We start from the raw sequence: 22,759 nt of genomic DNA on the forward strand, positions 1-22,759 counted from the left end.
GACGACCCGACGGTCGTCAACCCGGCGCGCGCCGCGCCGCCCCTTCGGCAAATACCGCCTGATCCGCGCCCATTCCTTGTCGTTCAGCCAGTAAAGATGCGCCATCCCAGCCTCCGTTCTCCTCGGAGGCTTGAATCACATCTTCGTAGCGTTGAGAATCCCCTAATTGAGTACAGACCCTAATTCAAAATTTTCCCTTTCTTCCGTGTTCCACAGATTAAGCTCGCCGAGAGAACCAAGCCCTTCTGCTACTGAAAGGGTTATCCCCCGGATGTCGGTTCTGTACCGAGTGAACTGTTTTCCGAGACGCAAGTCGATGGAAGCTTCCCCCCATTGACTCTCTTCAAGCTCGGGTGAGAAGAGAACTTTTTTGGCTTTTACTACTTTTCGAAGGTCTTTTTGCGAGAGTATCATCCAGTCGCCTTGAGAAAATGGGTAGACCGGGGTAAATCGGCTACCCCCGTGGTCGTGAAAAACGACCCAAATAATTTAACCGTGAGTTTTTCATCGGTAATTTTTTTCACTTCAGCCATTAGATATTGGTTGTTGTCCTTCTTTACGACAAAATTTTCTCTCGCAAACCCAGAAATGGGCCCTCCGTCGGTTATCACCGTCACCAACATTTCCCCTGGAAAGGCGCCAGCCTTCACTTCGGTTGGAACAAGAACTTTCTCTCCAGGAGTTGTTTTCGACATGGGGCGACTATCCTGTGAAACGGATGGGTGGATTGGGGATTTTGTTTTGTCCCCTTGTTGAGATTACAAAATTAACTATTATCGAATCGTTCGTCAATCAAAAAGTACGTTATGGTACGTTAACGTACCTTTAAACTGGGAATGCAGAACGAATGCCAAAACCCTCAAAAGGAGCAAGATTTGGACTTGGCGAACCATGGGCTAGCGACTTGGCCGATTTTTGCGCTGCTAATTATCATGCGCCAGAACGAGAAATTATTCGGGAGGCCATTAAGGCCCACATTGATGCGCGCTTAAGTGCTGAACCAGAATTGCGGAGGCGTTTTGAAAAAGCTCGAAAGGAGCGCATTGGGGCACGTAGTGACATAGTCAGAATCGTGCCAACTGGGAAATAAGAAACCCACTCGATTACGCCACCCTCATTCGGGGGCAGTGTTTTCGTTGGATCGGATCAATCTCGTCGGAATCGCTCCGCGCGCCACACCGCGCCCGCGAGCAGCGCGAAGATACCGGCGCCCGATCCCCACAGCATCGCGCTGCCCGGCATGTGCGCGAGCATCGGCACCGTGGCGTAAAGCACCGCCATCACCGCCCAAACCAGGGCGACAAGGCCGATCAGCCAAACGTCGAGGGTCATGACATTTTCTCCGTCAATGTCCGCCGCCGCCGATGGCGACGACCGGAAGCGCCCGCAGCAGGTTGAAAGCGAGCGCGGTGAACGCGTACATGGCCGCGAGCAGGACCAGTACCGCCAGCGGCCCGACCCAGGCGCGCTCCGCCGCGATCGCTTCGCCACCTCCCCAATCGACGACCGGCACGTCCGCGCCCGCACGGGCACGTCGCAACAATGACGCCGCGACGATGGCGACGTAGGCGATCATCGCCGCGCCCATGATCGCGGCGCCGGTGCCGACGCCCGCCATCAGCGCCGACCACACGGGCGGCGCGAGCCCGTCGTAGGCAACCGATAAAGTGCGCCGGGGCACGCCCAGATAGCCGGCGGCGATGCCGGCCGCGCCGAAGATCGCAAGACCGAAGGTGGCGAGCCACGGAAGCCGCGCCAACCAAGCGGGCGCGGACAGTTCCCTTCCGGTCAGCGCCGGCAACGCGACGACGAAACCGGCGAGAAACGTGAGCGTCACGGTACCGAGGGTCAGGAAATGGAAATAACCGGGAATCATGAAGGTATCGCTCAAGAGCGGCGCCAGCTTTTCCTGGATCAGCACGAAGGAAAAGGCGCCGCCGAGGGCGAGGTTCACCACCGCGGCGCCGATCGCCGCCATCGCCGGATGGCGCCAGGGCAACCGGCCGATCCAGCCGAACAGTCCGCGAGCCCCTGCCTGACGGGCATTCAATTCGAGCGAGGAAACCAGCACCAGGAACACCAGCACGGTCGGCACGCCGATAAACAGCGACAGCAGCGAGCCCGCCGTCCGCACCGCACCCGGCAGGTCGGGCTCGAGGAACATGTGGTAGAGCGAGGTCGGCGGGACGAAAATCAGATAGGCGGCGAACGCGACCTTGGAAAATGTCGCCCCGAACGCGGACCCGACGCCGGTGAGATGCCGCACCAGGGCATACCACACCACCACCGTCGCGAGCAGCGGCAGATAGTGCATGTTGTGGAACAAGAGGTGCCATCCGGTCGAATAGTCGGCGGGCGGCCCCGCCAATCCCAGGCTCCAAAGCAGGGCGGGCAGAAACGCGTTGAACGCGGCGACGGCACTGACCATCAAAAGCCCCGCCCAGGCGACGGCAGCAAACGCGACCGTCGGCCATTCGCCGCCGCCTTCGCGCTTGGAACGCAGCGCGGTCGCGATGGCGGCCCAGGCGGCGAGGAACAATCCGGCGGCGAGCAGCAGATAGCCGGCATGCACGGCGGCGACGGCGGGCGATGGGTCCATGGCGAGCTCGGGCGGCGCGTCGTAAAGCAGGGGCGGGCCGAAGCCCGCGCCAACCTCGCTCAAGACGAACCCCAGAATCGCCGCCCCGGCACCGAGCCAGGCGGCGGGGCGCGCGGCGATGCGGCTTTCGCCGTCGACATATCCGGCGGTCAAGGCGAGCAGAAGGAAGATTTGGGCGAACGACAGCCAGTAAAAAAACGCGTCCACCCCATGCAGGGTCATCAAGCGATAACCGGCCTCGTCGTCGAGGCCGGGGAAAAAGCCGCCGCGCGCGAGGCCGGTCGCCAGGCCGAACGCAAGACCGAGCAGCAGCGCGAGCAGCGCGACAGCCGCGAAAACCGAGAGAAGCGCCTTGTCGGCGGAAGGCAACGCGGCGAGGCGACGGACGAAGGGATCGGTCATGGCGTTCTCCTCAGACCACGATCAGCCGGCTTTGCATGCGGGCGTGACCCGGGCCGCAATAGACCGTGCAATAGACGAGGTAATCGCCGGGCCGGGTGAAAGTCGTCGCCTGCTCGACGAGAGTGTTGGCGCGCAGGCGCACGATCCGGCTGCCGGGCCCGAGCCGGATGGCCGCGCCGTGGGACACGTCGACCGCCATCATGCGCAGGCGATAAGACCGGTTCGCTTCGAGCCGGAGCGTATCCGGCGTGAAACCCCACTGGTAGGCCATCAGGTAAATGTCTTCGGCTTCGTCGGAGGCCTGGTGCGTTGCGCCGTGATGGGCGTGAGCGGCAGGTTCGTTCGCGGTTTGCCCGTGGCGGGCGGCGAAATCTTCCGCCAGGCGGCGGAATTCGTCGGGCGTGAGCCGGCTCGTCGCGCCGTGCCCGCCGCCATGACCGTCGGCGGGCGTGATGGCATCGCCGTGGGCGTCGCCGCCATGCCCCCCATGGTCGCCGCGCCCGAACGACGGCAACGGCGCGGCGCCGTATCCGGCCCACACGCCGTACAACCCGACGATGCCGAACCCGCACGCGGCGATGAATCCGCGCCGGGTAGTGAAATGGGATTTCGCGCTCATGTCGACACTCCTTCAAGCGTGACCGTCGTTCGCGGCAAGGATGCCGCGACGAAACACTATCGGACGAGCTAGAAGGGTGCGCGCGGCGGCCAGGGATCGGGCGGGATGTCGAGCCCGACCAACAGGGTCATGCCCGCCGCGGAATGGATGGACGCGGACCGATCCGCAACCTTGGTGCCCGCCACAACCGTTTGCAGGTCGCACGCGCCCGAAACGGCGCACGAAACGTGGGCGCCGATTCCATGATGCGGCGAAACGGGGTCGTCGCTCCGGTCCGCATCCTCGCCGGCGTTGGCGGAACAATGGTGAGCGGAACCGACCGCCAATTCCGGGGCGGCCATCGCCGCCGGATGAAGAATGGGCGCCAGCAGGAGCGCCAGCGCCAAAAAAATGCGGCCCACGCGCGTCATGCACGAAGCATCCGGCACGCGGCCCATCGTGTCAACCCAGCGCCGCCCTAGGGAATTAAGATCGTCGACCCGGTGGTCTTGCGCGATTCGAGATCGGCGTGCGCGCGCGCCGCGTCCTTCAGCGCGTATTCCTGGTCGATGCGGATTTTCACCTTGCCCGATTTGACGACCTTGAACAGATCGTTCGCCGTCGCGAGCAGATCCTTGCGGGTCGCGACGTGGGTGAAAAGAGTCGGCCGGGTGAGGTAGAGCGAACCCTTGGCGGCGAGAATGCCGACCGGCACCGGATCGACCACGCCGGAGGCGTTGCCGAAAGTGGCCATCACGCCGCGCGGCGAGAGGCAATCGAGGGATTTCATGAACACCGCCTTGCCGACGCCGTCGTAGACCGCCGGCACGCCCTTGCCCTTGGTGATCTTCTTCACCGCCTCGAGGAAATCCTCCTCGGTGTAGACGACCGGCCAGGTGCAGCCGTGCTTCTTGGCGAGCGCGGCCTTTTCCTTGGTGCCTACGGTGCCGATGGTCTTAACCCCGAGCGCCTTCAGCCATTGGCAGAGAATCAAGCCGACGCCCCCGGCGGCGGCGTGCACCAGCACGGTTTTGCCTTTCTTGGCGGGGTAGGTCTGTTTGATCAGGTAACGCGCGGTCATGCCCTTCAGCATCATCGCCGCCGCGGTGCGGTCCGAAATGCCGGCGGGGATTTTCACCACCCGATCGGCGGGCATCAGGCGCTCTTCCGCATACGATCCGACCGGCGGGCTCGCGTAGGCGACGCGATCGCCCTTCTTGAATTCCTTCACGCCCTTGCCGACGGCGGTGACCACGCCCGCCCCTTCCGAACCGACGCCGGACGGCAGCGGCAGCGGGTAGACGCCGCTCCGGTGATAGGTGTCGAGGTAGTTGAGGCCGATCGCCGTGTGGCGGATGCGGATTTGGCCGGGGCCGGGTTCGCCCACCTCGACGTCCTCCCACTTCAGGACTTCGGGTCCGCCGGTCTGGTGGAAGCGGATGGCTTTGGTCATGGACGTTTTCTCCCTGGAGGTTCGTTTACGCGGTTGACGGGATCATTGCGCTGGCAAACCTTCCTGGGCAAGCAGGAAACGCTTGGTCGCCACGCCGCCCGCGCCGGAATAGCCGCCGAGACCGCCATTGGCGCCCAACACCCGGTGGCACGGGATCAAAATCGGGATCGGGTTGGCCCCGCAGGCACCGCCGACGGCGCGGGGCGCGGAGCCCAATTTTTTGGCGATCGCGCCGTACGTTTCGACCTTGCCGTACGGAATAGCGGCAAGCCGCGCCCAGACCTTCCGCTGAAAAGGCGTGCCGGCGGGCCTGAACCGCAGATCGAATTTTTTGCGCCTTCCGTCGAAATATTCCTGCAGTTGCCGCGCCGCGCGCTCGAGCAAGACCGAAGGCTTGATATCCGGCTTACCAGCGCGCCCCGGTAGGGGCGCATTATGTGACGCGCGCGTCATGCCGATAGGCATGCCTTCGCATGACGATTCGCCCGCGCGCCCCGGTAGGGGCGCATTATGTGATGCGCGCGGGGATTCGCCCGCGCGCCCGAACTCCAGCGCGACGATGGCGCCCTTCTCCTCGAAGATCGTCAGGTCGCCAACGGGCGAGGACACGACGAGATAACCCATGTCCGGAAATTTATCCGGGCAAGAACCAGAAGGCCACGATCGAAACCAGGGTCGGCGGCAGCGCGGCGACGAGCAGGCCGAGCGGGCTGATCGCCTCTTCGTCGAAGTTGCCCTTGAGGATGGCGAACCCGGCCGGATTGGGCGCGTTGGCGATGACGGTCAAGCCGCCGCCGGCGACCGCGCCGGCGACGAGGGCGTATTTGAAGGCGTCGTCGACCCCTTCGACCAGCGAGCCGAGATAGGTCAGCGCGGCGTTGTCGGTGATCGCGGTCAGCGACAACGCGCCGAAAAACAAAACATCCGGCGGCATGTCCACGAGCAGCGGTTGCAGCCACCAGCGTTGCTGTCCGCCGAGAGTCACCAGCCCGGCGAGGAAGAACCCGACCATCAATCCTTCGCGCAGGATCAGCGGGCTTTGAAAGCGCGGATAAGCCTGGGTGAAGCCGAGGAAGAACAGGAATGTGGCGACAAACACCACCGGATGATGGGCGGCGACGACCACGCACGCGAGAAACACGAGATGAATGGCGACGACCGTCGCCGGGATACGGTCGGTCGACGACCCTTCGTCGTTCCCCGGCAAGCGACGCAGCGCGCCGCGCAACAGGTAGCTCGCCGCGGCGGCGTTAACGAACACGGCAATGACCGCCTTCCAGCCGAAATTTTGCAACATGAACGCGAAATCCCAGCCCCAGGTTCCGGCGACCATCAGGACCGGGGGCGCGGCATAGGGCGTCAGCACCCCGCCGATGGAGATGTTGACGAACAAAACGCCCAGGGTCGCGTACTTGAATGGCGACGGCGCGTCCTTGGCGAAATAGCGGTCGCGCAGCAAAAACGCCGTCAGGGTCATCGCCGCCGGCTCGGTGATGAAGGAGCCGAGCAACGGGCCGATCGACAGGGCGACGAAATAAAACGCCGTTACCCGCGACAGCGGCAACAGCCGCGCGACGAAACGCAACACCGCGCCGGAAAACGCAAGAACCGGGCGGCTGGCGGCGATCACCATGACGACGAAAACGAAAGCCGGCTCGGTGAAATTGAGGCCGTTCAAATATTCGACCGCGCGGGCGGGCGACACGTGAATCGCCATGAACACCAGCAACACCATCGCCCAGAAACCGAAAACGGCCTCGACCTCGCCGAGCAAATGCCAGAGCCCGGCATGGGCGCGGTTGACGTGGGCGAGATGCTCGAAATACTTGGTCGAGAAGGTGTGCAGGACGGCGAGCGCGAACAGAATCGCGGCGGCGATTTCGACCGGTGATGACGACGCGAACGAAGGCATGGGGACAAATCTAACCCGCAACCGGGCGGAATAGCTACCCGCGTCCGTCGTTTTCAGGCCGGTGATTTGATCCGAATCAAGGCCCGATAGCTCTTATGGACGTAGGGTGTATTTGCGATTTCAGGTCTCGCTCAGGAAAAGTCCTATGTACAAAAACATCCTACTTCCGACGGACGGCTCCGAATTGTCGAACAGGGCGGTTCGGAACGGCATCAAGCTCGCGAAGGCGCTCAAAGCGCGCGTGATCGGCATGACCAATACGCCCGTCTGGCACGATATTTACGCGGGCGCCGGCGCGCGAATGATGTCGGTCGACGATTACGAGCGGGAAACGAAAGCGACCGCCGGCAAGGCGCTTGCGACCATCAAGCGCCTCGCGGACAAGGAACGCGTGCGCTGCACGACCGTGCACGCCCGTCAACCCGACGCCTGGGAGGCGATCATCCGAACCGCGCGCGGCAAGGGCTGCGATCTCATCGTCATGGCGTCGCACGGACGCAGCGGCATGAAGGCCTTCGTTCTCGGCAGCGAAACCAACAAGGTCCTGGCGCACACCAAGATCCCGGTCCTGGTCCACCGCTGACGGCGCCGGCCGGGATTTAGCGGACAAGAACTTGGCTTAAGGCGCCCGGATCGGTGACCGGCAACCCGCAGGCTTTTCCGACGCAGACGTAGGCCGCCGCTTGACCCTCCACCGGGCCCTTGCCGTGGGCTGGGTGCGAAGGGGCCAACGCGCGCCCGTCGGTAACGCGCTGGACGATTTTCGCCGAAACCGGCAGCGCGAACGCCGCGCGCAGCAGTGCGTCGGCCCCCTTCCCCTCGCCCGCGATCACGATCTGCGTCGGACGTTCGAGATACTCGAACGCGCAAGCGAGCCCCGGCGCGTTGATCAACATCTCGACCCGCTTCGGCGCGAGCGCGCGGAACAGCTCTTCCGCGCGTGCGCGGTAAGCATCCTTGCCGGTCAGGTGATAAAGGCGCGCCAGGGCCTCGGCCATCGCTCCGTTGCCCGAGGGCGTGGCATTGTCGAACAGCGGCTTCGAGCGCTGGATGACGTCGACGACATCGTCCGCCGACAGGAAATAACCGCCCTCGCCCGCGTCCCAATAACGCGCGTCGGCGAGCGCGACGTATCGTTCCGCCGCGTCGCGATAGCCCATTTCCCCCGTCGCTTCGTGAAGTGCGAGCGCGCCGCGCGCCATCTGCGCGAGATCGTCGAGGGTGGCGGGATGACGGGCGCTGCCCTCGCGCCACGAATGGCGGGGGCGCGCGGGCGAATCCCCGCGCGCGATATCAAATACTGCGCCCCTATCGGGGCGCCCGTCCGGCCCGGCGAGTTCCGTGGCGACGAAGGCGAATATGCTTTTCGCCGCCGCGATCCACGAATCCTCGCCGAAGATCGCGCCGGCGCTCGCCAGGGCGGCGACGGCGAGCCCGTTCCAATCGGCCAGCACCTTGTCGTCGCATCCGGGCGGAGTTCGCCTGTTGCGCACCGCGAGCAATCGCGCGCGCGCGTCGGCGAGGCGTTTTTCGTCCGCATCGGAAAGAAACTCGGCCTTCGGATCGCGCCGGAGGATGTTATGGCCTTCCCAGTTGCCGTCCCGGCTCACGTCGTAGACGCCCTTGAAGAACGCGGAATCGGGCCCGAGGACGGAATCGACCTCGGCTTCGGACCAGACGTAGAATTTTCCCTCTTCTCCTTCGCTGTCGGCGTCGAAGGCGGAGGCCAGGCCGAAGGCGCCGTCTTTTTCCCCGGTTTTCATGTCGGCGAGCAGCCAGGCGACGGTTTCCCGCGCGCGGGCGGCATAGAGCGGGCTTTTCGTTTCCGACCAAGCTTCCGCCAGCAGCTCGACGAACATGGCGTTGTCGTAGAGCATCTTCTCGAAATGCGGCGCCAGCCACATTTCGTCGGTCGAATAGCGCGCGATCCCGCCGCCCAGGTGATCGTAGATGCCGCCCTGGCAAATCTGGTCGAGGGTCGTGCGCACCGCGTGCTTGAGCGGCGCGTAACCGGCGCGCAAATGCGCGCGCCACAGGAAACGAAATAAAGGCGCCTGCGGAAACTTGGGCGCGCCGCTGGTTCCGCCTCGTTCCATGTCCACCAGGCGGAGCGCGAGCGAGGCGGCGCGGTCGAGAGCCTCGACGGAAAGCGCACCCCCGCCTCCGCCGCCGGGCCGCGCCAGTTCACCCAAGGCCTCCTTGAGAGCGGCGGCATTGTGGCCGATCTTGTCGGGTTCCTCGCGCCAGATGCGGGCCATCGCCTTCAGCACGTCGGGAAATCCGGGCCGGCCCCAGCGCGATTCGGGCGGGAAATAGGTTCCGCCCCAGAACGGTTCGCCCGCGGGCGTGAGAAACATGGTCAGCGGCCAGCCGCCGTGCTCGCCCATGGCGTGCAACGCGGCCTGGTAGACCGTGTCCAGGTCGGGGCGTTCCTCGCGGTCGACCTTGATGTTGACGAAATGCGCATTCATCAAGTCGGCGATGGCGTCGTTTTCGAAGCTTTCGTGCGCCATCACGTGGCACCAATGGCAGGCGGCGTAGCCGACCGACAGCAGGATCGGCTTATTCGCGGCCCTGGCCTCGGCCAAGGCCGCCTCGCCCCAGGGCCGCCAATGGACCGGGTTGTCCTTGTGCTGGAGAAGATAAGGGCTGGTTTCGGACGCCAGGGCGTTCTTGCTCATGCTCGTTGCCTAAGTTGGATTGCTCCCCTACTTTTGGCCTTGCGGCGGCCGGTTGCAACCGCCGCAAAACCGTTTTTTGGGAATGGGGACAGCCATGAAAGTCCACATCGATATTGATTGTACTCCCGAGGAAGCGCGGACCTTTTTCGGCTTGCCCGATGTGACCGCGGCCCAGGAGGAACTCGTCGCCGAAGCGACCAAGCGCATGAAAGCCAACATGGCGGCGATGGACATGGAAACCTTGATGAAAACCTGGATGCCCATGGGGCTTCAGGGGATCGAAAAAATTCAGCGTTCGTTCTTCGAGCAGATGTCGAAGGCGATGAGCGCCGGCCGCGAGAGCAAATAGTCGCGATTGCGAAAGCCGGCGCGCCGTGCCCCATTTTCGCTGCCACGTTTTCTGCTGCACCAACCAGCGCCCGGCGGGGGATGCGCGCGGAAGCTGCGCCGACAAGGGCGCGACCCAACTTCGCAATTACATGAAGGCGCGGGCGAAGGCGCTGGGGCTCAAGGGCGTGCGGATCAATACGGCTGGCTGCCTCGATCGCTGCGAGCACGGACCGTCGGTGGTGATCTATCCCGAAGGCACTTGGTACACGGTGCGCAGCGAAGCGGACGCGGATGAAATCCTCGCCGCCCATTTGCGCGACGGCCGGCCCGTCGCGCGGCTTTTGATGCCGGAAGAGACGAAGTAGTATTATTAAACTAATATACATATCTTATTATGATAATATATATTTAATTTTATATAGTTATGGGAATTAACGCAAACTCTGACGCGACAATTTATGCCCTTTCCTCCGGTCCGGGGCGGGCGGGAATCGCGGTGTTTCGCCTGTCCGGACCTGCCGCGGGCGCGGCGTTGGTCAAGCTAATCGGCGCCTTGCCGGCGCCGCGCCGGGCCATGGTGCGCGCTCTTCGCGATCCGGCCACGGGCGAAACTCTCGATCGCGGATTGGTTCTCTGGTTGCCGCAACCGGCGAGCTTCACCGGCGAGGACATGGCCGAGGTGCACGCGCACGGCGGACGCGCGAGCGTTGCCGCGATTCTCCGCGCGTTCGCCGCGCTCGGTTCCGGACTGAATTTGCGCATGGCCGAACCCGGCGAATTCACCCGCCGCGCGTTCCAAAACGGCAAGCTCGATCTGACCGCCGCCGAAGGGCTTGCCGACCTGGTCGCGGCCGAGACGGAAACCCAGCGCCGGCAGGCTTTTCGCCAGATGGAAGGGGCGCTCGGCGCGCTCTACGGAAGCTGGCGGGACGCGATCGTGCGCGCGTCGGCGCTGATGGAATCCGAGATCGACTTTTCCGACCAGGATTTGCCCACGGGCCTCGTGGGCCGGGCGCGCGCGGAAATCGAATCGCTGCTCGAATCGATCCGAACGCACCTTGCGGATTCGCATCGCGGCGAGCGGGTGCGCGAAGGCATTCGCGTCGCCATCGTCGGCCCGCCCAACGTCGGCAAATCGACGCTGCTCAACGCGCTCGCGCGGCGCGAAGCGGCGATCGTCTCCGACATTCCCGGCACCACCCGCGACGTGATCGAAGTGCCGCTCGACATCGCGGGCTTCAAGGTTGTGCTCGCGGACACCGCCGGCGTGCGCGAGTCGGTGGAGCTGATCGAGCGCGAAGGCGTGCGCCGCGCGCTTGCCGAAGCGCGCTCGGCCGATATCGCGATCCTCGTCTGCGATCCCGAAACCACCGACGAGATCGAGACGATTCTGGAATCCACATCAAAAGAGTCGTCACAACTAATTGTAATTACTAATAAATATGACTTGAACCCAGGCCGAAACCCGCGCATTTCCGGCCTGCCGGTGTCGGCGAAAACCGGGGCGGGATTAGACGAGCTTGTTCAAGCGATTCGGAGCCGAATCGAAACCGTTTTCGGAAGCGCCGAAGATCACGGCCCAGCGCTTACCCGCGCTCGCCATCGGGAGTTGTTGGAGGCGTGCGCGGGGAACCTCGCCCGCGCCCTCAAAGCCGAAAGCCCCGAACTGATCGCCGAGGATCTCCGGCTCGCCGCGCGCGCGCTCGGCGCGATCACCGGACACATCGACGTGGAAAAAATACTCGATTCGATCTTTCGCGATTTCTGTATCGGCAAGTGATTCGATTTCTGATCTGCATCTTCCAACCGCAGGAGAACAAAACGGAATCTGTTTCACGTGAAACAGCGAATTTTTACGTTTCATAAACCAAAAAATTTTTCGCCGGTTTGACTCGGATTCTCCGCGCCCATAGATTGCCGGCCATGTCGGAAACGGCGATGACTTTCGACGTGGTGGTGATCGGCGGCGGCCACGCCGGCTGCGAGGCGGCCGCGGCCGCTGCGCGGCTCGGCGCGCGCACGGCGCTCGTCACCCACCGCGCCGACCGGATCGGGGAGATGTCCTGCAACCCGGCGATCGGCGGTCTGGCCAAGGGCCAGCTGGTGCGCGAGGTTGACGCCCTCGACGGCCTCATGGGCCGGGCCATCGACCGGGCCGGAATTCAATTCCGGATGTTGAACCGCAGCAAGGGACCGGCGGTCTGGGGGCCTCGTGCCCAGGCGGACAGGGCCCTCTACCGTAAAGCGATGCAGGAGCTTATCGGCAAAACCGAAAACCTGACGGTGGTCGAGCGCCCGGCCGAAGACCTGGTCCTCGAGGAAGGGCGCCTCGCGGGCGTCAGGGTCGCCGGCGGCGGCCTGGTCCGCGCCGGGGTCGTGGTTCTCACCACTGGCACGTTTCTGCGCGGCCTGATCCATATCGGGCGACGGACGATCCCCGCCGGTCGGGCCGGGGATAAGCGTGAAGTGGCGCTTGCCTATACCTTGAAAAGGCTCGGATTCGCGTTGGGGCGACTCAAGACCGGAACGCCTCCCAGGATAGACGGCCGGACCATCCGCTTCGAGGCGCTCCAGGTTCAGCATGGGGACGACCCGCCCGAGCCGTTTTCCTTCATGTCGCGGAAAATCGACGTTCCGCAGATCCCCTGTCATATAACCACCACAGGTCCGGAAACCCACGCCATCATTCGGAAAAATATCGATCTTTCGCCAATGTATTCGGGCCAGATACGGAGCATCGGCCCCCGCTACTGCCCGTCCATCGAAGACAAGATCGTGCGCTTTGCTGACAAGGAAAAACACCAAATTTTCATTGAGCCAGAAGGGCTTGACGACCACACGGTCTACCCGAACGGGATTTCGACTTCCCTCCCGGAGGACGTCCAAAGGGGTTTTCTCAAGACCATTCGAGGCCTTGAGGAAGCCCGCATAATCCGCCCGGGCTATGCCATAGAATACGACTTCGTCGACCCACGGGAGCTTCGCCGGACCTTGGAGACGCAGAAAGTCGCTGGGCTATTTCTGGCCGGCCAGATCAACGGGACCACCGGGTATGAAGAGGCTGCGGCACAAGGGATCATAGCCGGGATAAACGCCGCCCTGGCGGCGGGCCGCCGAGGGTCGGATTCGTGCACGGAAGAGCCAAATTTTGTCCTCGATCGGGCCGACGGCTACGTCGGGGTCATGATCGATGACCTGACCACCCAGGGGACGGTGGAGCCGTATCGGATGTTCACCTCTCGGGCGGAATACCGCATTTCCCTGCGGGCGGACAACGCCGACCAAAGGCTAACCCCGAAGGGGATCGCAGTTGGTGTGGTCGGCCCAGATCGGGCCAGTGCCTTCCGCGCCAAGGCCGAAAGGCTGGAAAAGGCGAGAAGACTGCTGGATACCATGACCGCCACCCCGAGCGAGTTAAAAGCCAAGGGTATAAACGCGAATATGGACGGCGCCAGAAGGTCCGCCCGCGAATTGCTGCGCTATCCTGGAATAGATCTTATAGTGCTTTCCCGCTTGTGGCCGGAGATCGGCGGCATTGATCCGGAAACCACCGGACAGGTGGAAACCGACGCCCGCTATTCGGGATACCTTGACCGGCAGGAGGCGGATATCCGCGCTTTCCGCCGGGATGAAACCATCCGCCTGCCGGTATCCTTGGACTACCGCGCGATCCCTGGGCTTTCCAACGAGGCGCGGGCGAAGCTAGCGGCGGTACAGCCCGAAACCCTAGGCCAGGCGGCCCGCATCCCCGGGGTGACCCCGTCCGCCCTGACTACCCTGTTGGCCTACGTCAAACGCAAGCCGGACAAGCTTTCAGCCTGAGCCCCGTTTCACGTGAAACAATCGCGCGAAAACCACGGGGCAAAGACGGCGCCCATGACGGCGAAAGAATTCGCCCGCGCAACGGGAATTCCGGCGAAAGAGCTTGGGCGCCTCGCGCAATTCGTCGAACTGCTCGGCAAATGGCAGAAAAAAATAAATCTCGTCGGCCGGGAAACCCTGAAGGACGTTTGGCGCCGGCATGTGTTGGATTCGGCGCAAATCGCACCGCACATCTCTAAGCTCGATGGAAAAATCGCCGATATCGGAAGCGGCGCCGGCTTTCCGGGAATGATTTTGGCGATCATTACGAACAAACACATTCACCTGATTGAAAGCGATGCGCGCAAGTGCGTGTTTCTTTCAGAAGCAGCGCGCGTAACGGAAGCGCAGGTAACCATAATCAATCGGCGAGTCGAATCCGTAACGGATATGAAATTCGACGTCGTAATCGCCCGTGCGGTAGCGCCCTTGAACGAACTTATCGCCCTCGCCAGACCGATTTTGGAACCGGGCGGATGCTGTTTTTTCTTTAAAGGTCAACGATTTAACGACGAATTGACGGAAGCGTTAAAACATTGGAAAATGTTCGTTGCGAAGATAGCAAGCGTAACGGATCCCGATGCGGTGATCCTGAAGCTCGAAAATATAGCGAGAAACCCATGAACGACCCGGTCCAAGGTCAAAATCCGGCGGCAGCCCCGTCTCAGGTCTCCAAGCCCGCGCGCATCATCGCGCTCGCCAACCAGAAAGGCGGCGTCGGCAAGACCACCACCGCCATCAACCTCGCGACAGCGCTTGCCGCCATCCGCCAAAAAGTCCTGATCGTCGATCTCGACCCGCAAGGCAATGCCTCGACCGGGATCGGAATCCCGAAGGCCAAGCGCGCGGTCAATGCCTACCACGCCCTCATTCACGAAACGCCGCTCAAGGACGCCATCATCCCGACCGAAATTCCGAACCTCCGCATCGTGCCGTCGGGGATCGATCTCTCCGGCGCCGAACTCGAACTGGTGGACGTGGAGCGCCGCGAATACCGCCTGAAGGAAGCGATTGCGGAAGGCGCCCGGGGCTACGACTACGTGTTCATCGACTGCCCGCCGGCGCTCGGGCTTCTCACCGTCAACGCCCTGGTCGCGGCCGACGCGGTGCTGGTCCCGCTGCAATGCGAGTTCTTCGCCCTCGAGGGCGTCAGCAGCCTGGTTCGCACCATCGAACGGGTGAAGAAGGCCTTCAATCCGGCGCTCGAAATCCAGGGCATCGTGCTGACCATGTTCGACCGGCGCAACAACCTCTCCGACATGGTCGCCAACGACGTGCGCGGCCACTTCGGCGAGAAGGTCTACAAGACGGTGATCCCGCGCAACGTGCGCGTGTCCGAAGCGCCGTCGCACGGCCGGCCGGTGATCGTCTACGACATGGCCTGCGCCGGGTCGCGGGCCTACCTGCACCTCGCAAGCGAAGTGATCCACCAAGAACGGCTGAGCGCGTGAGGGCACCATGGCCGAAGAGAAACGCAAGGGTCTGGGTCGCGGTCTCGCCGCGCTGCTGGGCGAGGACGCCGAAACGCCGGTGGTCGTCCACGCGCCGCCGCGCGGCGTGCGGACGCTGCCGATCGAACACCTGAAGCCGGGCAAATTCCAGCCGCGCCGGCGCATGGACGACGCGCCGATCCAGGAACTCGCCAAATCCATCGGCGCCAAGGGCATCCTGCAGCCGATCCTCGCGCGCAAGACGGGGGACGCCCCCGACAGCTACGAAATCATCGCCGGCGAACGACGCTGGCGGGCGGCGCAACTCGCCGGGCTCCATGAAGTGCCGGTGGTGGTCAAGGACCTCACCGACGCGGAGGCCCTCGAGGTCGCGCTGATCGAAAACCTCCAGCGCCAGGACCTGACGCCGCTCGAGGAAGCCGAGGGCTACAAGCGGCTGATGGAGGAATTCGCCCACACCCAGGAAAAGCTCGCCGAAACCGTGGGCAAAAGCCGCAGCCACGTGGCCAACATGATGCGGCTTCTCGCCCTGCCCGAGCCGGTCAAGGACATGCTGCAATCCGGGGAACTCACCGCCGGGCACGCGCGCGCGCTGCTGACTGCGTCCGATCCCGTCCAACTCGCGAGGCTGATCGCGAGCCGGGGCATGAGCGTGCGCGAAGCCGAACGGATGGCGGGGGCCGGCGTGCGGAAAACCGCCGCGCGCAAGGCGCCGATCAAGGACGCCGACACCCGCGCGCTCGAGAGCGATCTTGCCGCCAAGCTCGGCCTCAAGGTCGAAATCCGGCATCGGGGAAGCCAAGGCGGCACGCTCACCGTCCACTACACGATGCTCGAACAACTCGACGACGTGATCGCGCGCCTGAGCCGGGGCGGCGCCGCCGCCAAAGCGGGCATCAGCCCGGGGCCCATAGGCGCATCGTCCTCCGGCGCCTCTTCCGGCAAGCCGCCCGGGCGGATCGCGGTCACGCTTCGTCCGGTGAAGCCGACCGGAACCGGCTAAATTCCGCGCGGATCGCGGCGGTATTCATGACCAACGCCGCGATCTTTTTCGCCGACGACGCCTACAACACCGAGCGGCCCAAGCTGATGGGCCGCCACGTGGCGGGGCACGGCTTTCTCAAGGCGTACCTGAGCGACTCGTCAACCGGCGACCGCTGGGTCTACGTTGCCGACCGTGCTTCGCGCGAGGCGCTTCAAAAATATCTGCACGCTGTTCCCGCGGGCGCGCGTGTGCGGACGCTGGGACCGGAATCGATCGCCGACCTCGCCCGGCCGGGATGCCTGTTCTTTCCCGGACCGGCGCTCGCCGAAGCGGCGTGGCAGCGCCAGATGATCGGCGCGCGCGGCTGGAGCCTGTGCGGGGTGACTCACACGGTTTCCTCGGCGGTGGCGATGGATTCAATCGCCGCCCTCCTTACCGCGCCGCTGAAACCCTGGGACGCGCTGGTCTGCACGTCGGCGGCGGTGCGCGACGTCGCGCGCGCGGTCCTGGACGCCCAAGCCGAACATCTACGGACGCACCTGGGTGCAACGAAGATCGCATTACCTGAATTGCCCGTGATACCGCTCGGTGTCGATTGCCGGGAATTCGCGTTTTTGCCGGACGAACGGGAAGACGCGCGCGCGGCCCTCGGCCTCGGACCCAAGGACGTGGCCGTGCTGTTTCTGGGCCGGCTCTCGTTTCACGCCAAGGTTCATCCGCTCGCCATGTACCGCGCCCTCGAACGCGCCGCCCTGCGTCGAGGCGCGAACGACGGCCGGATCGTCTTGATCGAATGCGGTTGGCACGCCAACCAATTTATCGCCGATGCTTTTACGGAGGCCCGCAATCGCGTCGCGCCGTCCATCGGCCATGTTCTGCTCGACGGCCGCAAGGACGAAAGCCGAAAACGCGCCTGGGCGGCGGCGGACATCTTCTGCTCGCTCTCCGACAACATTCAGGAAACGTTCGGCTTGACGCCGATCGAGGCGATGGCCGCCGGATTGCCGTCGGTGGTGACCGATTGGAACGGCTATCGCGACACCGTGCGCGACGGCGTCGACGGTTTTCGCGTGCCGACCTTCATGCCCGCGCCGGGCGCGGGATCGGATTTGGCGGCGCGCCACGCGCTCGATATCGACACCTACGACATATATATCGGTTGCGTCGCGCAGCTGGTGGCGGTGGACGAAGAGGCGGCCCAAGCGGCGCTGATCCGGCTGATTGAAAACCCCGAGTTGCGAAAAGAAATGGGTGCCGCGGCCCGCGCGCGCACGAAGGCGACGTTCGACTGGTCGGTGGTTCTCGCGTCCTACCGCGCGTTGTGGGCCGAATTGGCGGCGCGTCGCGCCAAAGAAGGCGTCACCGAAAGACAACCGCCGCCCGCGCGCCCCGATAGGGGCGCATCATTTGTCGCGCGCGGGGATTCGCCCGCGCGCCCAGATCCCTTTACCGCGTTCGCGGGTTACGCGAGTCGAACAATTGCCCCGGAGACGCGCGTCGCGCGCGGCCCCGTAACAACCGACGCGCTGCGAATCCAACGCCGGCTCGCCATGGTCGACTTCGCGAAATCCGTCCTGCCGACGGACGAGACGGTCGCCCGCATCCTCGATCGGGTTCCGGCGAACGTGGCCGAACTGCACGCCGCCGTCGGCGCGTCCTCGCCCGAGAAAACGTCCCGCGCGGTCGCCTGGCTGCTGAAGATGGGCGCGCTGAAGATCGAAACCCCGGCGTAGACGAAGGCTCAGTTTCGCCGCGCCGAGCGGCAGAGATTGGCGAGCGCGCGCCAGGCGATCGCCTCGTCGGGCGCCGCCGTGGCCTTGCACGCGGTTTCGGCCGCGATCAGGGAATCGAGCGCGGCCGCGAGCCGCGCCTCGTCCCATGTTCCGATTTGGCGGCGAAAACGATCGGCGAGCTTGAAGAACACCGGGGGCCTGAGGCGCGTCATCGCGTCCTTGGCGCTCTGGCCTTCGGCCATGTGGGCGCGCGCGAGGTGAAGCCGCCCGACATGGCGGAGCGCCGCGCGCAAGATCGCGACCGGAGGCAAGCCGTCGCCGATCGCGCGGGTAAAAGCGCGATCAAGTTGCGAGGTGTCGCCATCGCACGCCGCGAAAGCCACCGCGTCGAGGGACGCTTCGGCCCCGTCGCCGATCACGGCCAGCACGTCGTCGGCGGACACGGTCTTTCCTTCGCAATAGAGCACGAGCTTGGCGAGTTCGCCCCGAATCAAGTCGCGGTCGGGCCCCAGCCGATCGACCAGCAGGTCGAGGACCTCGGCGTCGGCGGCAAGCCCGTGCTCGCGCAAGATTCCGCCGATCAGGGCGCGCGCGGCCCGGGCGTCGTCCGGGTAGCAGGCGATGGCGGCGGCGGTCTTGGCCGCCTCGAACGCCGCGCGCAAGGCGGAGCGTTTCGGCAAATCCCCGCCCTCGACCAGGACGAACGCGGCGTCGCTTTTGGCTTCGGCGAGAAATCGCTCGAACAGGTCCGCGCTCGCGTCGCCCGCGTCGCGCACCACCACCAGCCGCCGTCCGCCGCCGAAGGCGAGGGCCGCGGCCTCGTCGAACAGGCGCGCCGGATCGGATTTGAGTTGGGCCGCGGAAAGTTCGACCGCGCGGAACGGATCCGACGTATCGCCCGCGACCGCGCGCCCGATCGCCGCCATCCGTTCGCGCACCTGGCCGCGATCGGGACCGAACACCAACGCCGCGGCGGCCGCGCCCGGCTTGCGGACGAAGGTGTCGGCGGATGATCCGGTTAGGTACATGGGCCGGTCAAGTCCACCGGATCGTTCCGTCAGCTGCGCTTGAAATAAACGCCGAGCCGAACGCGAATTTCCTCGGCGAGGTCGCGCACCGCGCGCTCGCGCGCGTCTTTCTCGCCGGCGAGCGTCCCGTATTCGGCGAACTGGTGCGAAAATCCCGCGGTCGATATGGCGTTGCCCGAGAGAACCGAGCCTTTGGTCGTCGCGTCGTGCAGGCTGAACGCTGCGTTCAGCACCAAGTTGGCCCGTACCGCGAACGCGGTGCGCTGAATGGCGGTATCCTGGACGGATTCGGTGAGGGTGACCTTGAGAACGTAACGCGGCTTGGCCGGCGCGCCCTTCGGGGTCAGGGTGTCGCGGAGCTGATTGTGCAGCATGTGTCCGATCCGGTCCTTGATCGGCTCGATCTGGATGAAGGCGAAATCCTCGGGGATGTCCTTGGCCGGGCCGCGCCCGTAGAGCGGCTCGAACCCGCACGCGGCGAGCCAGACGGGAAGCACCAACACGACGGCGATTCTAAACCACGACATTGACGATCCTGTTGGGCACGACGATCACCTTGCGCACCGGCCGTCCCGAAATGGCGCGGGCAACATTGTCGAGGGCCAGCGCCGCCCGTTCGGCTTCGTCCCGCTCGCAGTCCATCGGCAACTCCACCGTGCCGCGCAGCTTGCCGTTGACCTGCACCGCGACCGCCACCGTTTCCTCCACCAGCAGCATCGCGTCCGCCTCCGGCCAGGGGGCGAGGCAGAGCAGCGTATCATGGCCGAGGCGTTGCCACATCGCCTCGCCGAGGTGCGGCATCATCGGACCGATCAGGCGGACGATGGCTTCGAGGGCCTCGCCCGCGGCCCAAGGCCCGCCGGGCTCGCCCGGGGGCAGGGCCTCGAGGGCGTTGGTCAACTCCCGGATCCGGGCCACCGCCTTGTTGAAATGGAAGATGTCGAGATCGCGGGTCACCGCCGCCACGGTGCGGTGGATCAGGCGGTGCAGCTTTTCCGCCGCCGCCCCGCAATCCTTGGGCTTCGGGTCGCCCGGCCGGTCGTAAACGACGGGGGCTTCGTCCACCAGCCGCCAGAGGCGATTGATGTAGCGAAACGCGCCCTCGATTCCGGCCTCGGTCCAGTCGAGATCGCGCTCGGGCGGGCTGTCGGACAGCATGAAGAGCCGCGCCGTGTCCGCGCCGTAAGCGTCGAGAATAGATTCCGGATCGACCACGTTCTTGCGCGACTTGCTCATTTTCTCCGAGCGGCCGACTTCGACCGACGCCCCGGTCTTGGCGTGCACCGCGCCGGTGGCGGTACGTTCGACCTCGTCGGGAAACAGCCACTTGCCGCCCGAGCGATAGGTCTCGTGGCACACCATGCCCTGGGTCAAGAGGCCGGCGAACGGCTCCTTGATGCCGAGATAGCCGCAATCCTTGAGCGCGCGGGTGAAGAAGCGGGAATAGAGGAGATGCAGCACGGCATGCTCGATGCCGCCGATGTATTGGTCGACCGGCAGCCAGTAATCGACGGAGGCGCGTTCGAACGCGCGCGTTTCGGACTTGGGCGAACAGAAGCGCGCGAAATACCACGACGATTCGAAAAACGTGTCGAAAGTATCGGTTTCGCGCCGCGCCGGCTTGCCGCACGAAGGGCAGGCGACTTTTTTCCAGGTCGGATGGCGTTCGAGCGGGTTGCCCGGCCTGTCGAACGTCACGTCCTCGGGCAGGCGCACCGGGAGATCTTTTTCCGGCACCGGCACGACGCCGCATCCGGCGCAGTGCACCACCGGGATCGGGCAGCCCCAATACCGCTGGCGCGAGACGCCCCAATCGCGCAACCGATATTGCACCGCGCCCGCGCCCGAACCGAGGGATTCGAGCTTGGCGACGGCGGCCTTCTTCGCCGGCTCGACCGCGAGCCCGTCGAGGAACCGGGAATTCACCGCGACACCGTCGCCGTCGTAGGCGCTGGCCGAACGGGCGAGATCGGCGACGAAATTTTTCTCTTCCGGCGTGCCGGCGACGTCCTTGGGCACGATGACCGGGATCACCGGCAAGCGGTATTTGCGGGCGAAATCGAGGTCGCGCTGGTCGTGGGCCGGACAGCCGAAGATGGCGCCGGTGCCGTAATCCATCAGCACGAAATTGGCGACGTAGACGGGAAGGTTTTTATTCGGGTCGAACGGATGGCGAACCTGGAGGGCGGTCTTGAAGCCCTTCTTCTCGGCGGTCTCGATCGCCGCCTCGCTGGTGCCGATCCGGTCGCATTCGGCGATGAATTCCCTGAGTTCCGCGTCGCCGTCCGCCAGCTTCCGGGCGATCGGGTGATGGGGCGAAATCGCCAGGAACGACGCGCCGAACAGGGTGTCGGGCCGGGTGGTGAACACTTCGATTTTCTCCGCGCGCCCCGATGTTAACTCGAAGAACACGCGCGCGCCTTCGGAACGGCCGATCCAGTTTTCCTGCATCAGGCGCACCCGGTCGGGCCAGCGTTCGAGGCTCTTGAGCGATTCGAGCAAATCGTCGGCGTAAGCCGAAATGCGCAGGAACCATTGGGCGAGCTGGCGTTTTTCCACCGTCGCGCCGGACCGCCAGCCCTTGCCCTCGATCACCTGTTCGTTGGCGAGCACCGTATTTTCGACCGGGTCCCAATTGACCCATGATTCTTTGCGATAGACGAGCCCGCGCGCGAGGAAGTCGAGAAACATCTTTTGTTCGTGGCGATAATACTCGGGCTCGCACGTCGACACTTCCCGGTCCCAGTCGTACGACAGCCCCATGCGCTTGAGTTGACGGCGCATGGCGGCGATGTTTTCGCGCGTCCAGCGGGCGGGATGGACCTTGTTTTCGATCGCCGCGTTTTCGGCCGGCAGGCCGAAGGCGTCCCACCCCATCGGATGCAGGACGTTGAACCCGCGCGCCCGTTTGTAGCGGGCGACCACGTCGCCGAGGGTATAATTGCGGACGTGCCCCATGTGGATGCGCCCGGACGGATAGGGGAACATCTCCAGCACATAGTATTTGGGCCGCGTCGTGTCCTCGCGCGCGACAAAAGCGCCGCGCTCGGCCCATCTCCGCTGCCACTGCGCTTCGGTTTCCTGGACGTTGTATTTCGCCATGCTCGGGGTGTGCGGGCGAATCCCCGCGCGCATTTCATGATGCGCCCCTCTACCGGGGCGCGGGATCGGATCAGCGCGGACGCTGCGCCATGGTCTCCTGGCGAAGCTGGCGGGCACGGGTGAGGATGGCTTCTTCGATCTTGATGGCGGTTTCCTTGGGCACCGCGGCGTCGCGCCAAGTGCCGGACGGATCGCGCGTCTGGCGGAACGACGATACGCGCACGCCGTCGGCGCGCAGCGCGCGGCCGAGAATATAGACGTTGAGCTTGAACCGTTCGTTCGGCGAATCGGCGAAGGTGTACCAGTCGGTGAGGATCACGCCGCCGAGGGCGTCCGCCGACGTGATCGGCATGAAGGCGAGCGTGTCGAGCGACGCGCGCCAGAGAAAACTGTTGACGCCGATGCCGCCGCCGCCGTCGTCCTCGCGTTTCTTGCCGCCGAAGAGGTCGATTCCGCCGGGACCGAAAACGGTCGGCCGGTTGGGGTCGCGCGGATCGTATTCGGCCTGGATCGGTTCCACCGGGTCCTTGTTGCAGGCGGCGAGCGCGAACAGCCCGGCGGCCAAAGCCGCGAGCAGCGCGAAACGGATCGATCCCGGGGTCGGTCGCAATGTCATTGAAGAAA

The 22,759-nt window shown here is 64.5% G+C and carries 22 protein-coding genes; 9 read left to right on the forward strand and 13 right to left on the reverse strand.

Features of this window, described 5'->3' with window-relative positions; genetic code table 11:
- Positions 1-410: 410 nt before the first annotated feature.
- From FJ311_07880 to FJ311_07915, 8 genes are all read right to left on the reverse strand, one after another.
- Entirely contained in the window at positions 411-695 is a 285-nt protein-coding gene (locus FJ311_07880) for a hypothetical protein (protein ID MBM3951357.1), read from the reverse strand.
- A gap of 451 nt (positions 696-1,146) precedes the next feature.
- Complete coding sequence (locus FJ311_07885; GenBank protein ID MBM3951358.1) at positions 1,147-1,332, reverse strand: hypothetical protein; 186 nt, start codon at positions 1,330-1,332, stop codon at positions 1,147-1,149.
- A 13-nt stretch (positions 1,333-1,345) separates the two neighbouring features.
- Positions 1,346-3,001: a hypothetical protein gene (locus FJ311_07890; GenBank protein MBM3951359.1), complete on the reverse strand. Its 1,656-nt coding sequence runs from the start codon at positions 2,999-3,001 to the stop codon at positions 1,346-1,348.
- Positions 3,002-3,011: 10 nt separating this feature from the next.
- Positions 3,012-3,620: a hypothetical protein gene (locus FJ311_07895; protein ID MBM3951360.1), complete on the reverse strand. Its 609-nt coding sequence runs from the start codon at positions 3,618-3,620 to the stop codon at positions 3,012-3,014.
- Between the two features lie 68 nt (positions 3,621-3,688).
- Positions 3,689-4,030 (reverse strand): hypothetical protein, encoded by a 342-nt coding sequence (locus FJ311_07900; GenBank protein MBM3951361.1) that lies wholly within the window; start codon positions 4,028-4,030, stop codon positions 3,689-3,691.
- Between the two features lie 47 nt (positions 4,031-4,077).
- The gene (locus FJ311_07905; protein ID MBM3951362.1) at positions 4,078-5,052 is read right to left on the reverse strand and encodes a quinone oxidoreductase; all 975 of its coding nucleotides are present in this window, start codon (positions 5,050-5,052) and stop codon (positions 4,078-4,080) included.
- 42 nt (positions 5,053-5,094) lie between these two features.
- Positions 5,095-5,517 carry a methylated-DNA--[protein]-cysteine S-methyltransferase gene (locus FJ311_07910; protein MBM3951363.1) on the reverse strand — a complete coding sequence of 141 codons (423 nt, stop codon included), beginning with the start codon at positions 5,515-5,517 and terminating at the stop codon, positions 5,095-5,097.
- A 169-nt stretch (positions 5,518-5,686) separates the two neighbouring features.
- Positions 5,687-6,964, reverse strand: coding sequence for a hypothetical protein (locus FJ311_07915; GenBank protein MBM3951364.1), 1,278 nt, complete (start codon positions 6,962-6,964; stop codon positions 5,687-5,689).
- 145 nt (positions 6,965-7,109) lie between these two features.
- Here FJ311_07915 and FJ311_07920 point away from each other — a divergent pair, with 145 nt between their 5' ends.
- A complete protein-coding gene (locus tag FJ311_07920) occupies positions 7,110-7,547 on the forward strand; it encodes a universal stress protein (GenBank protein ID MBM3951365.1) in 438 nt (145 codons plus the stop codon).
- Between the two features lie 16 nt (positions 7,548-7,563).
- On the opposite strand, the gene FJ311_07925 is transcribed toward FJ311_07920, so the two are convergent.
- Complete coding sequence (locus tag FJ311_07925; protein ID MBM3951366.1) at positions 7,564-9,645, reverse strand: thioredoxin domain-containing protein; 2,082 nt, start codon at positions 9,643-9,645, stop codon at positions 7,564-7,566.
- 94 nt (positions 9,646-9,739) lie between these two features.
- On the opposite strand from FJ311_07925, the gene FJ311_07930 reads away from it, so the two are divergent.
- The 8 genes from FJ311_07930 (at position 9,740) to FJ311_07965 (ending at position 18,005) form a co-directional block, all read left to right on the forward strand.
- Positions 9,740-9,994 carry a hypothetical protein gene (locus FJ311_07930; protein MBM3951367.1) on the forward strand — a complete coding sequence of 85 codons (255 nt, stop codon included), beginning with the start codon at positions 9,740-9,742 and terminating at the stop codon, positions 9,992-9,994.
- Positions 9,995-10,019: 25 nt separating this feature from the next.
- A complete protein-coding gene (locus FJ311_07935) occupies positions 10,020-10,340 on the forward strand; it encodes a (2Fe-2S) ferredoxin domain-containing protein (protein ID MBM3951368.1) in 321 nt (106 codons plus the stop codon).
- A gap of 59 nt (positions 10,341-10,399) precedes the next feature.
- A complete protein-coding gene (gene mnmE / locus FJ311_07940) occupies positions 10,400-11,755 on the forward strand; it encodes a tRNA uridine-5-carboxymethylaminomethyl(34) synthesis GTPase MnmE (GenBank protein MBM3951369.1) in 1,356 nt (451 codons plus the stop codon).
- Between the two features lie 143 nt (positions 11,756-11,898).
- Positions 11,899-13,797, forward strand: a complete 1,899-nt coding sequence (gene mnmG, locus FJ311_07945; protein MBM3951370.1) for a tRNA uridine-5-carboxymethylaminomethyl(34) synthesis enzyme MnmG — start codon at positions 11,899-11,901, stop codon at positions 13,795-13,797.
- A 54-nt stretch (positions 13,798-13,851) separates the two neighbouring features.
- Positions 13,852-14,460: a 16S rRNA (guanine(527)-N(7))-methyltransferase RsmG gene (rsmG, locus tag FJ311_07950; GenBank protein ID MBM3951371.1), complete on the forward strand. Its 609-nt coding sequence runs from the start codon at positions 13,852-13,854 to the stop codon at positions 14,458-14,460.
- A complete protein-coding gene (locus FJ311_07955; GenBank protein ID MBM3951372.1) occupies positions 14,457-15,287 on the forward strand; it encodes a ParA family protein in 831 nt (276 codons plus the stop codon). Before rsmG ends, FJ311_07955 begins: the two co-directional genes overlap by 4 nt.
- 7 nt (positions 15,288-15,294) lie before the next feature.
- Positions 15,295-16,290: a ParB/RepB/Spo0J family partition protein gene (locus FJ311_07960; GenBank protein MBM3951373.1), complete on the forward strand. Its 996-nt coding sequence runs from the start codon at positions 15,295-15,297 to the stop codon at positions 16,288-16,290.
- Between the two features lie 26 nt (positions 16,291-16,316).
- On the forward strand, positions 16,317-18,005 hold the full coding sequence (locus FJ311_07965) for a glycosyltransferase family 4 protein (protein ID MBM3951374.1): 1,689 nt from the start codon (positions 16,317-16,319) through the stop codon (positions 18,003-18,005).
- An 8-nt stretch (positions 18,006-18,013) separates the two neighbouring features.
- Here the strand turns inward: FJ311_07965 and FJ311_07970 are convergent, their stop codons facing one another.
- From FJ311_07970 to FJ311_07985, 4 genes are all read right to left on the reverse strand, one after another.
- The gene (locus tag FJ311_07970; GenBank protein MBM3951375.1) at positions 18,014-19,033 is read right to left on the reverse strand and encodes a DNA polymerase III subunit delta; all 1,020 of its coding nucleotides are present in this window, start codon (positions 19,031-19,033) and stop codon (positions 18,014-18,016) included.
- Positions 19,034-19,062: 29 nt separating this feature from the next.
- Positions 19,063-19,560, reverse strand: coding sequence for a hypothetical protein (locus FJ311_07975; protein ID MBM3951376.1), 498 nt, complete (start codon positions 19,558-19,560; stop codon positions 19,063-19,065).
- Positions 19,547-22,135 (reverse strand): leucine--tRNA ligase, encoded by a 2,589-nt coding sequence (locus tag FJ311_07980; GenBank protein ID MBM3951377.1) that lies wholly within the window; start codon positions 22,133-22,135, stop codon positions 19,547-19,549. Before FJ311_07980 ends, FJ311_07975 begins: the two co-directional genes overlap by 14 nt.
- A 70-nt stretch (positions 22,136-22,205) precedes the next feature.
- Positions 22,206-22,751 (reverse strand): DUF3576 domain-containing protein, encoded by a 546-nt coding sequence (locus FJ311_07985; protein MBM3951378.1) that lies wholly within the window; start codon positions 22,749-22,751, stop codon positions 22,206-22,208.
- Positions 22,752-22,759 lie beyond the last annotated feature (8 nt).

Source organism: Rhodospirillales bacterium (genome assembly GCA_016872535.1).
Lineage (GTDB): Bacteria > Pseudomonadota > Alphaproteobacteria > Rhodospirillales > 2-12-FULL-67-15 > 2-12-FULL-67-15.

Bases quoted from the DNA above. Each gene is read 5' to 3' on its own strand.
- FJ311_07905 (MBM3951362.1), bottom strand. From the start codon at position 5,052: ATGACCAAAGCCATCCGCTTCCACCAGACCGGCGGACCCGAAGTCCTG.
- FJ311_07985 (MBM3951378.1), bottom strand. From the start codon at position 22,751: ATGACATTGCGACCGACCCCGGGATCGATCCGTTTCGCGCTGCTCGCG.
- FJ311_07880 (MBM3951357.1), bottom strand. From the start codon at position 695: ATGTCGAAAACAACTCCTGGAGAGAAAGTTCTTGTTCCAACCGAAGTG.
- FJ311_07915 (MBM3951364.1), bottom strand. From the start codon at position 6,964: ATGCCTTCGTTCGCGTCGTCATCACCGGTCGAAATCGCCGCCGCGATT.
- FJ311_07885 (MBM3951358.1), bottom strand. From the start codon at position 1,332: ATGACCCTCGACGTTTGGCTGATCGGCCTTGTCGCCCTGGTTTGGGCG.
- FJ311_07910 (MBM3951363.1), bottom strand. From the start codon at position 5,517: ATGCCTATCGGCATGACGCGCGCGTCACATAATGCGCCCCTACCGGGG.
- FJ311_07975 (MBM3951376.1), bottom strand. From the start codon at position 19,560: ATGTCGTGGTTTAGAATCGCCGTCGTGTTGGTGCTTCCCGTCTGGCTC.
- mnmG (MBM3951370.1), top strand. From the start codon at position 11,899: ATGTCGGAAACGGCGATGACTTTCGACGTGGTGGTGATCGGCGGCGGC.
- FJ311_07930 (MBM3951367.1), top strand. From the start codon at position 9,740: ATGAAAGTCCACATCGATATTGATTGTACTCCCGAGGAAGCGCGGACC.
- FJ311_07970 (MBM3951375.1), bottom strand. From the start codon at position 19,033: ATGTACCTAACCGGATCATCCGCCGACACCTTCGTCCGCAAGCCGGGC.
- FJ311_07895 (MBM3951360.1), bottom strand. From the start codon at position 3,620: ATGAGCGCGAAATCCCATTTCACTACCCGGCGCGGATTCATCGCCGCG.
- mnmE (MBM3951369.1), top strand. From the start codon at position 10,400: ATGGGAATTAACGCAAACTCTGACGCGACAATTTATGCCCTTTCCTCC.
- FJ311_07900 (MBM3951361.1), bottom strand. From the start codon at position 4,030: ATGACGCGCGTGGGCCGCATTTTTTTGGCGCTGGCGCTCCTGCTGGCG.
- rsmG (MBM3951371.1), top strand. From the start codon at position 13,852: ATGACGGCGAAAGAATTCGCCCGCGCAACGGGAATTCCGGCGAAAGAG.
- FJ311_07980 (MBM3951377.1), bottom strand. From the start codon at position 22,135: ATGGCGAAATACAACGTCCAGGAAACCGAAGCGCAGTGGCAGCGGAGA.
- FJ311_07960 (MBM3951373.1), top strand. From the start codon at position 15,295: ATGGCCGAAGAGAAACGCAAGGGTCTGGGTCGCGGTCTCGCCGCGCTG.
- FJ311_07925 (MBM3951366.1), bottom strand. From the start codon at position 9,645: ATGAGCAAGAACGCCCTGGCGTCCGAAACCAGCCCTTATCTTCTCCAG.
- FJ311_07890 (MBM3951359.1), bottom strand. From the start codon at position 3,001: ATGACCGATCCCTTCGTCCGTCGCCTCGCCGCGTTGCCTTCCGCCGAC.
- FJ311_07965 (MBM3951374.1), top strand. From the start codon at position 16,317: ATGACCAACGCCGCGATCTTTTTCGCCGACGACGCCTACAACACCGAG.
- FJ311_07955 (MBM3951372.1), top strand. From the start codon at position 14,457: ATGAACGACCCGGTCCAAGGTCAAAATCCGGCGGCAGCCCCGTCTCAG.
- FJ311_07920 (MBM3951365.1), top strand. From the start codon at position 7,110: ATGTACAAAAACATCCTACTTCCGACGGACGGCTCCGAATTGTCGAAC.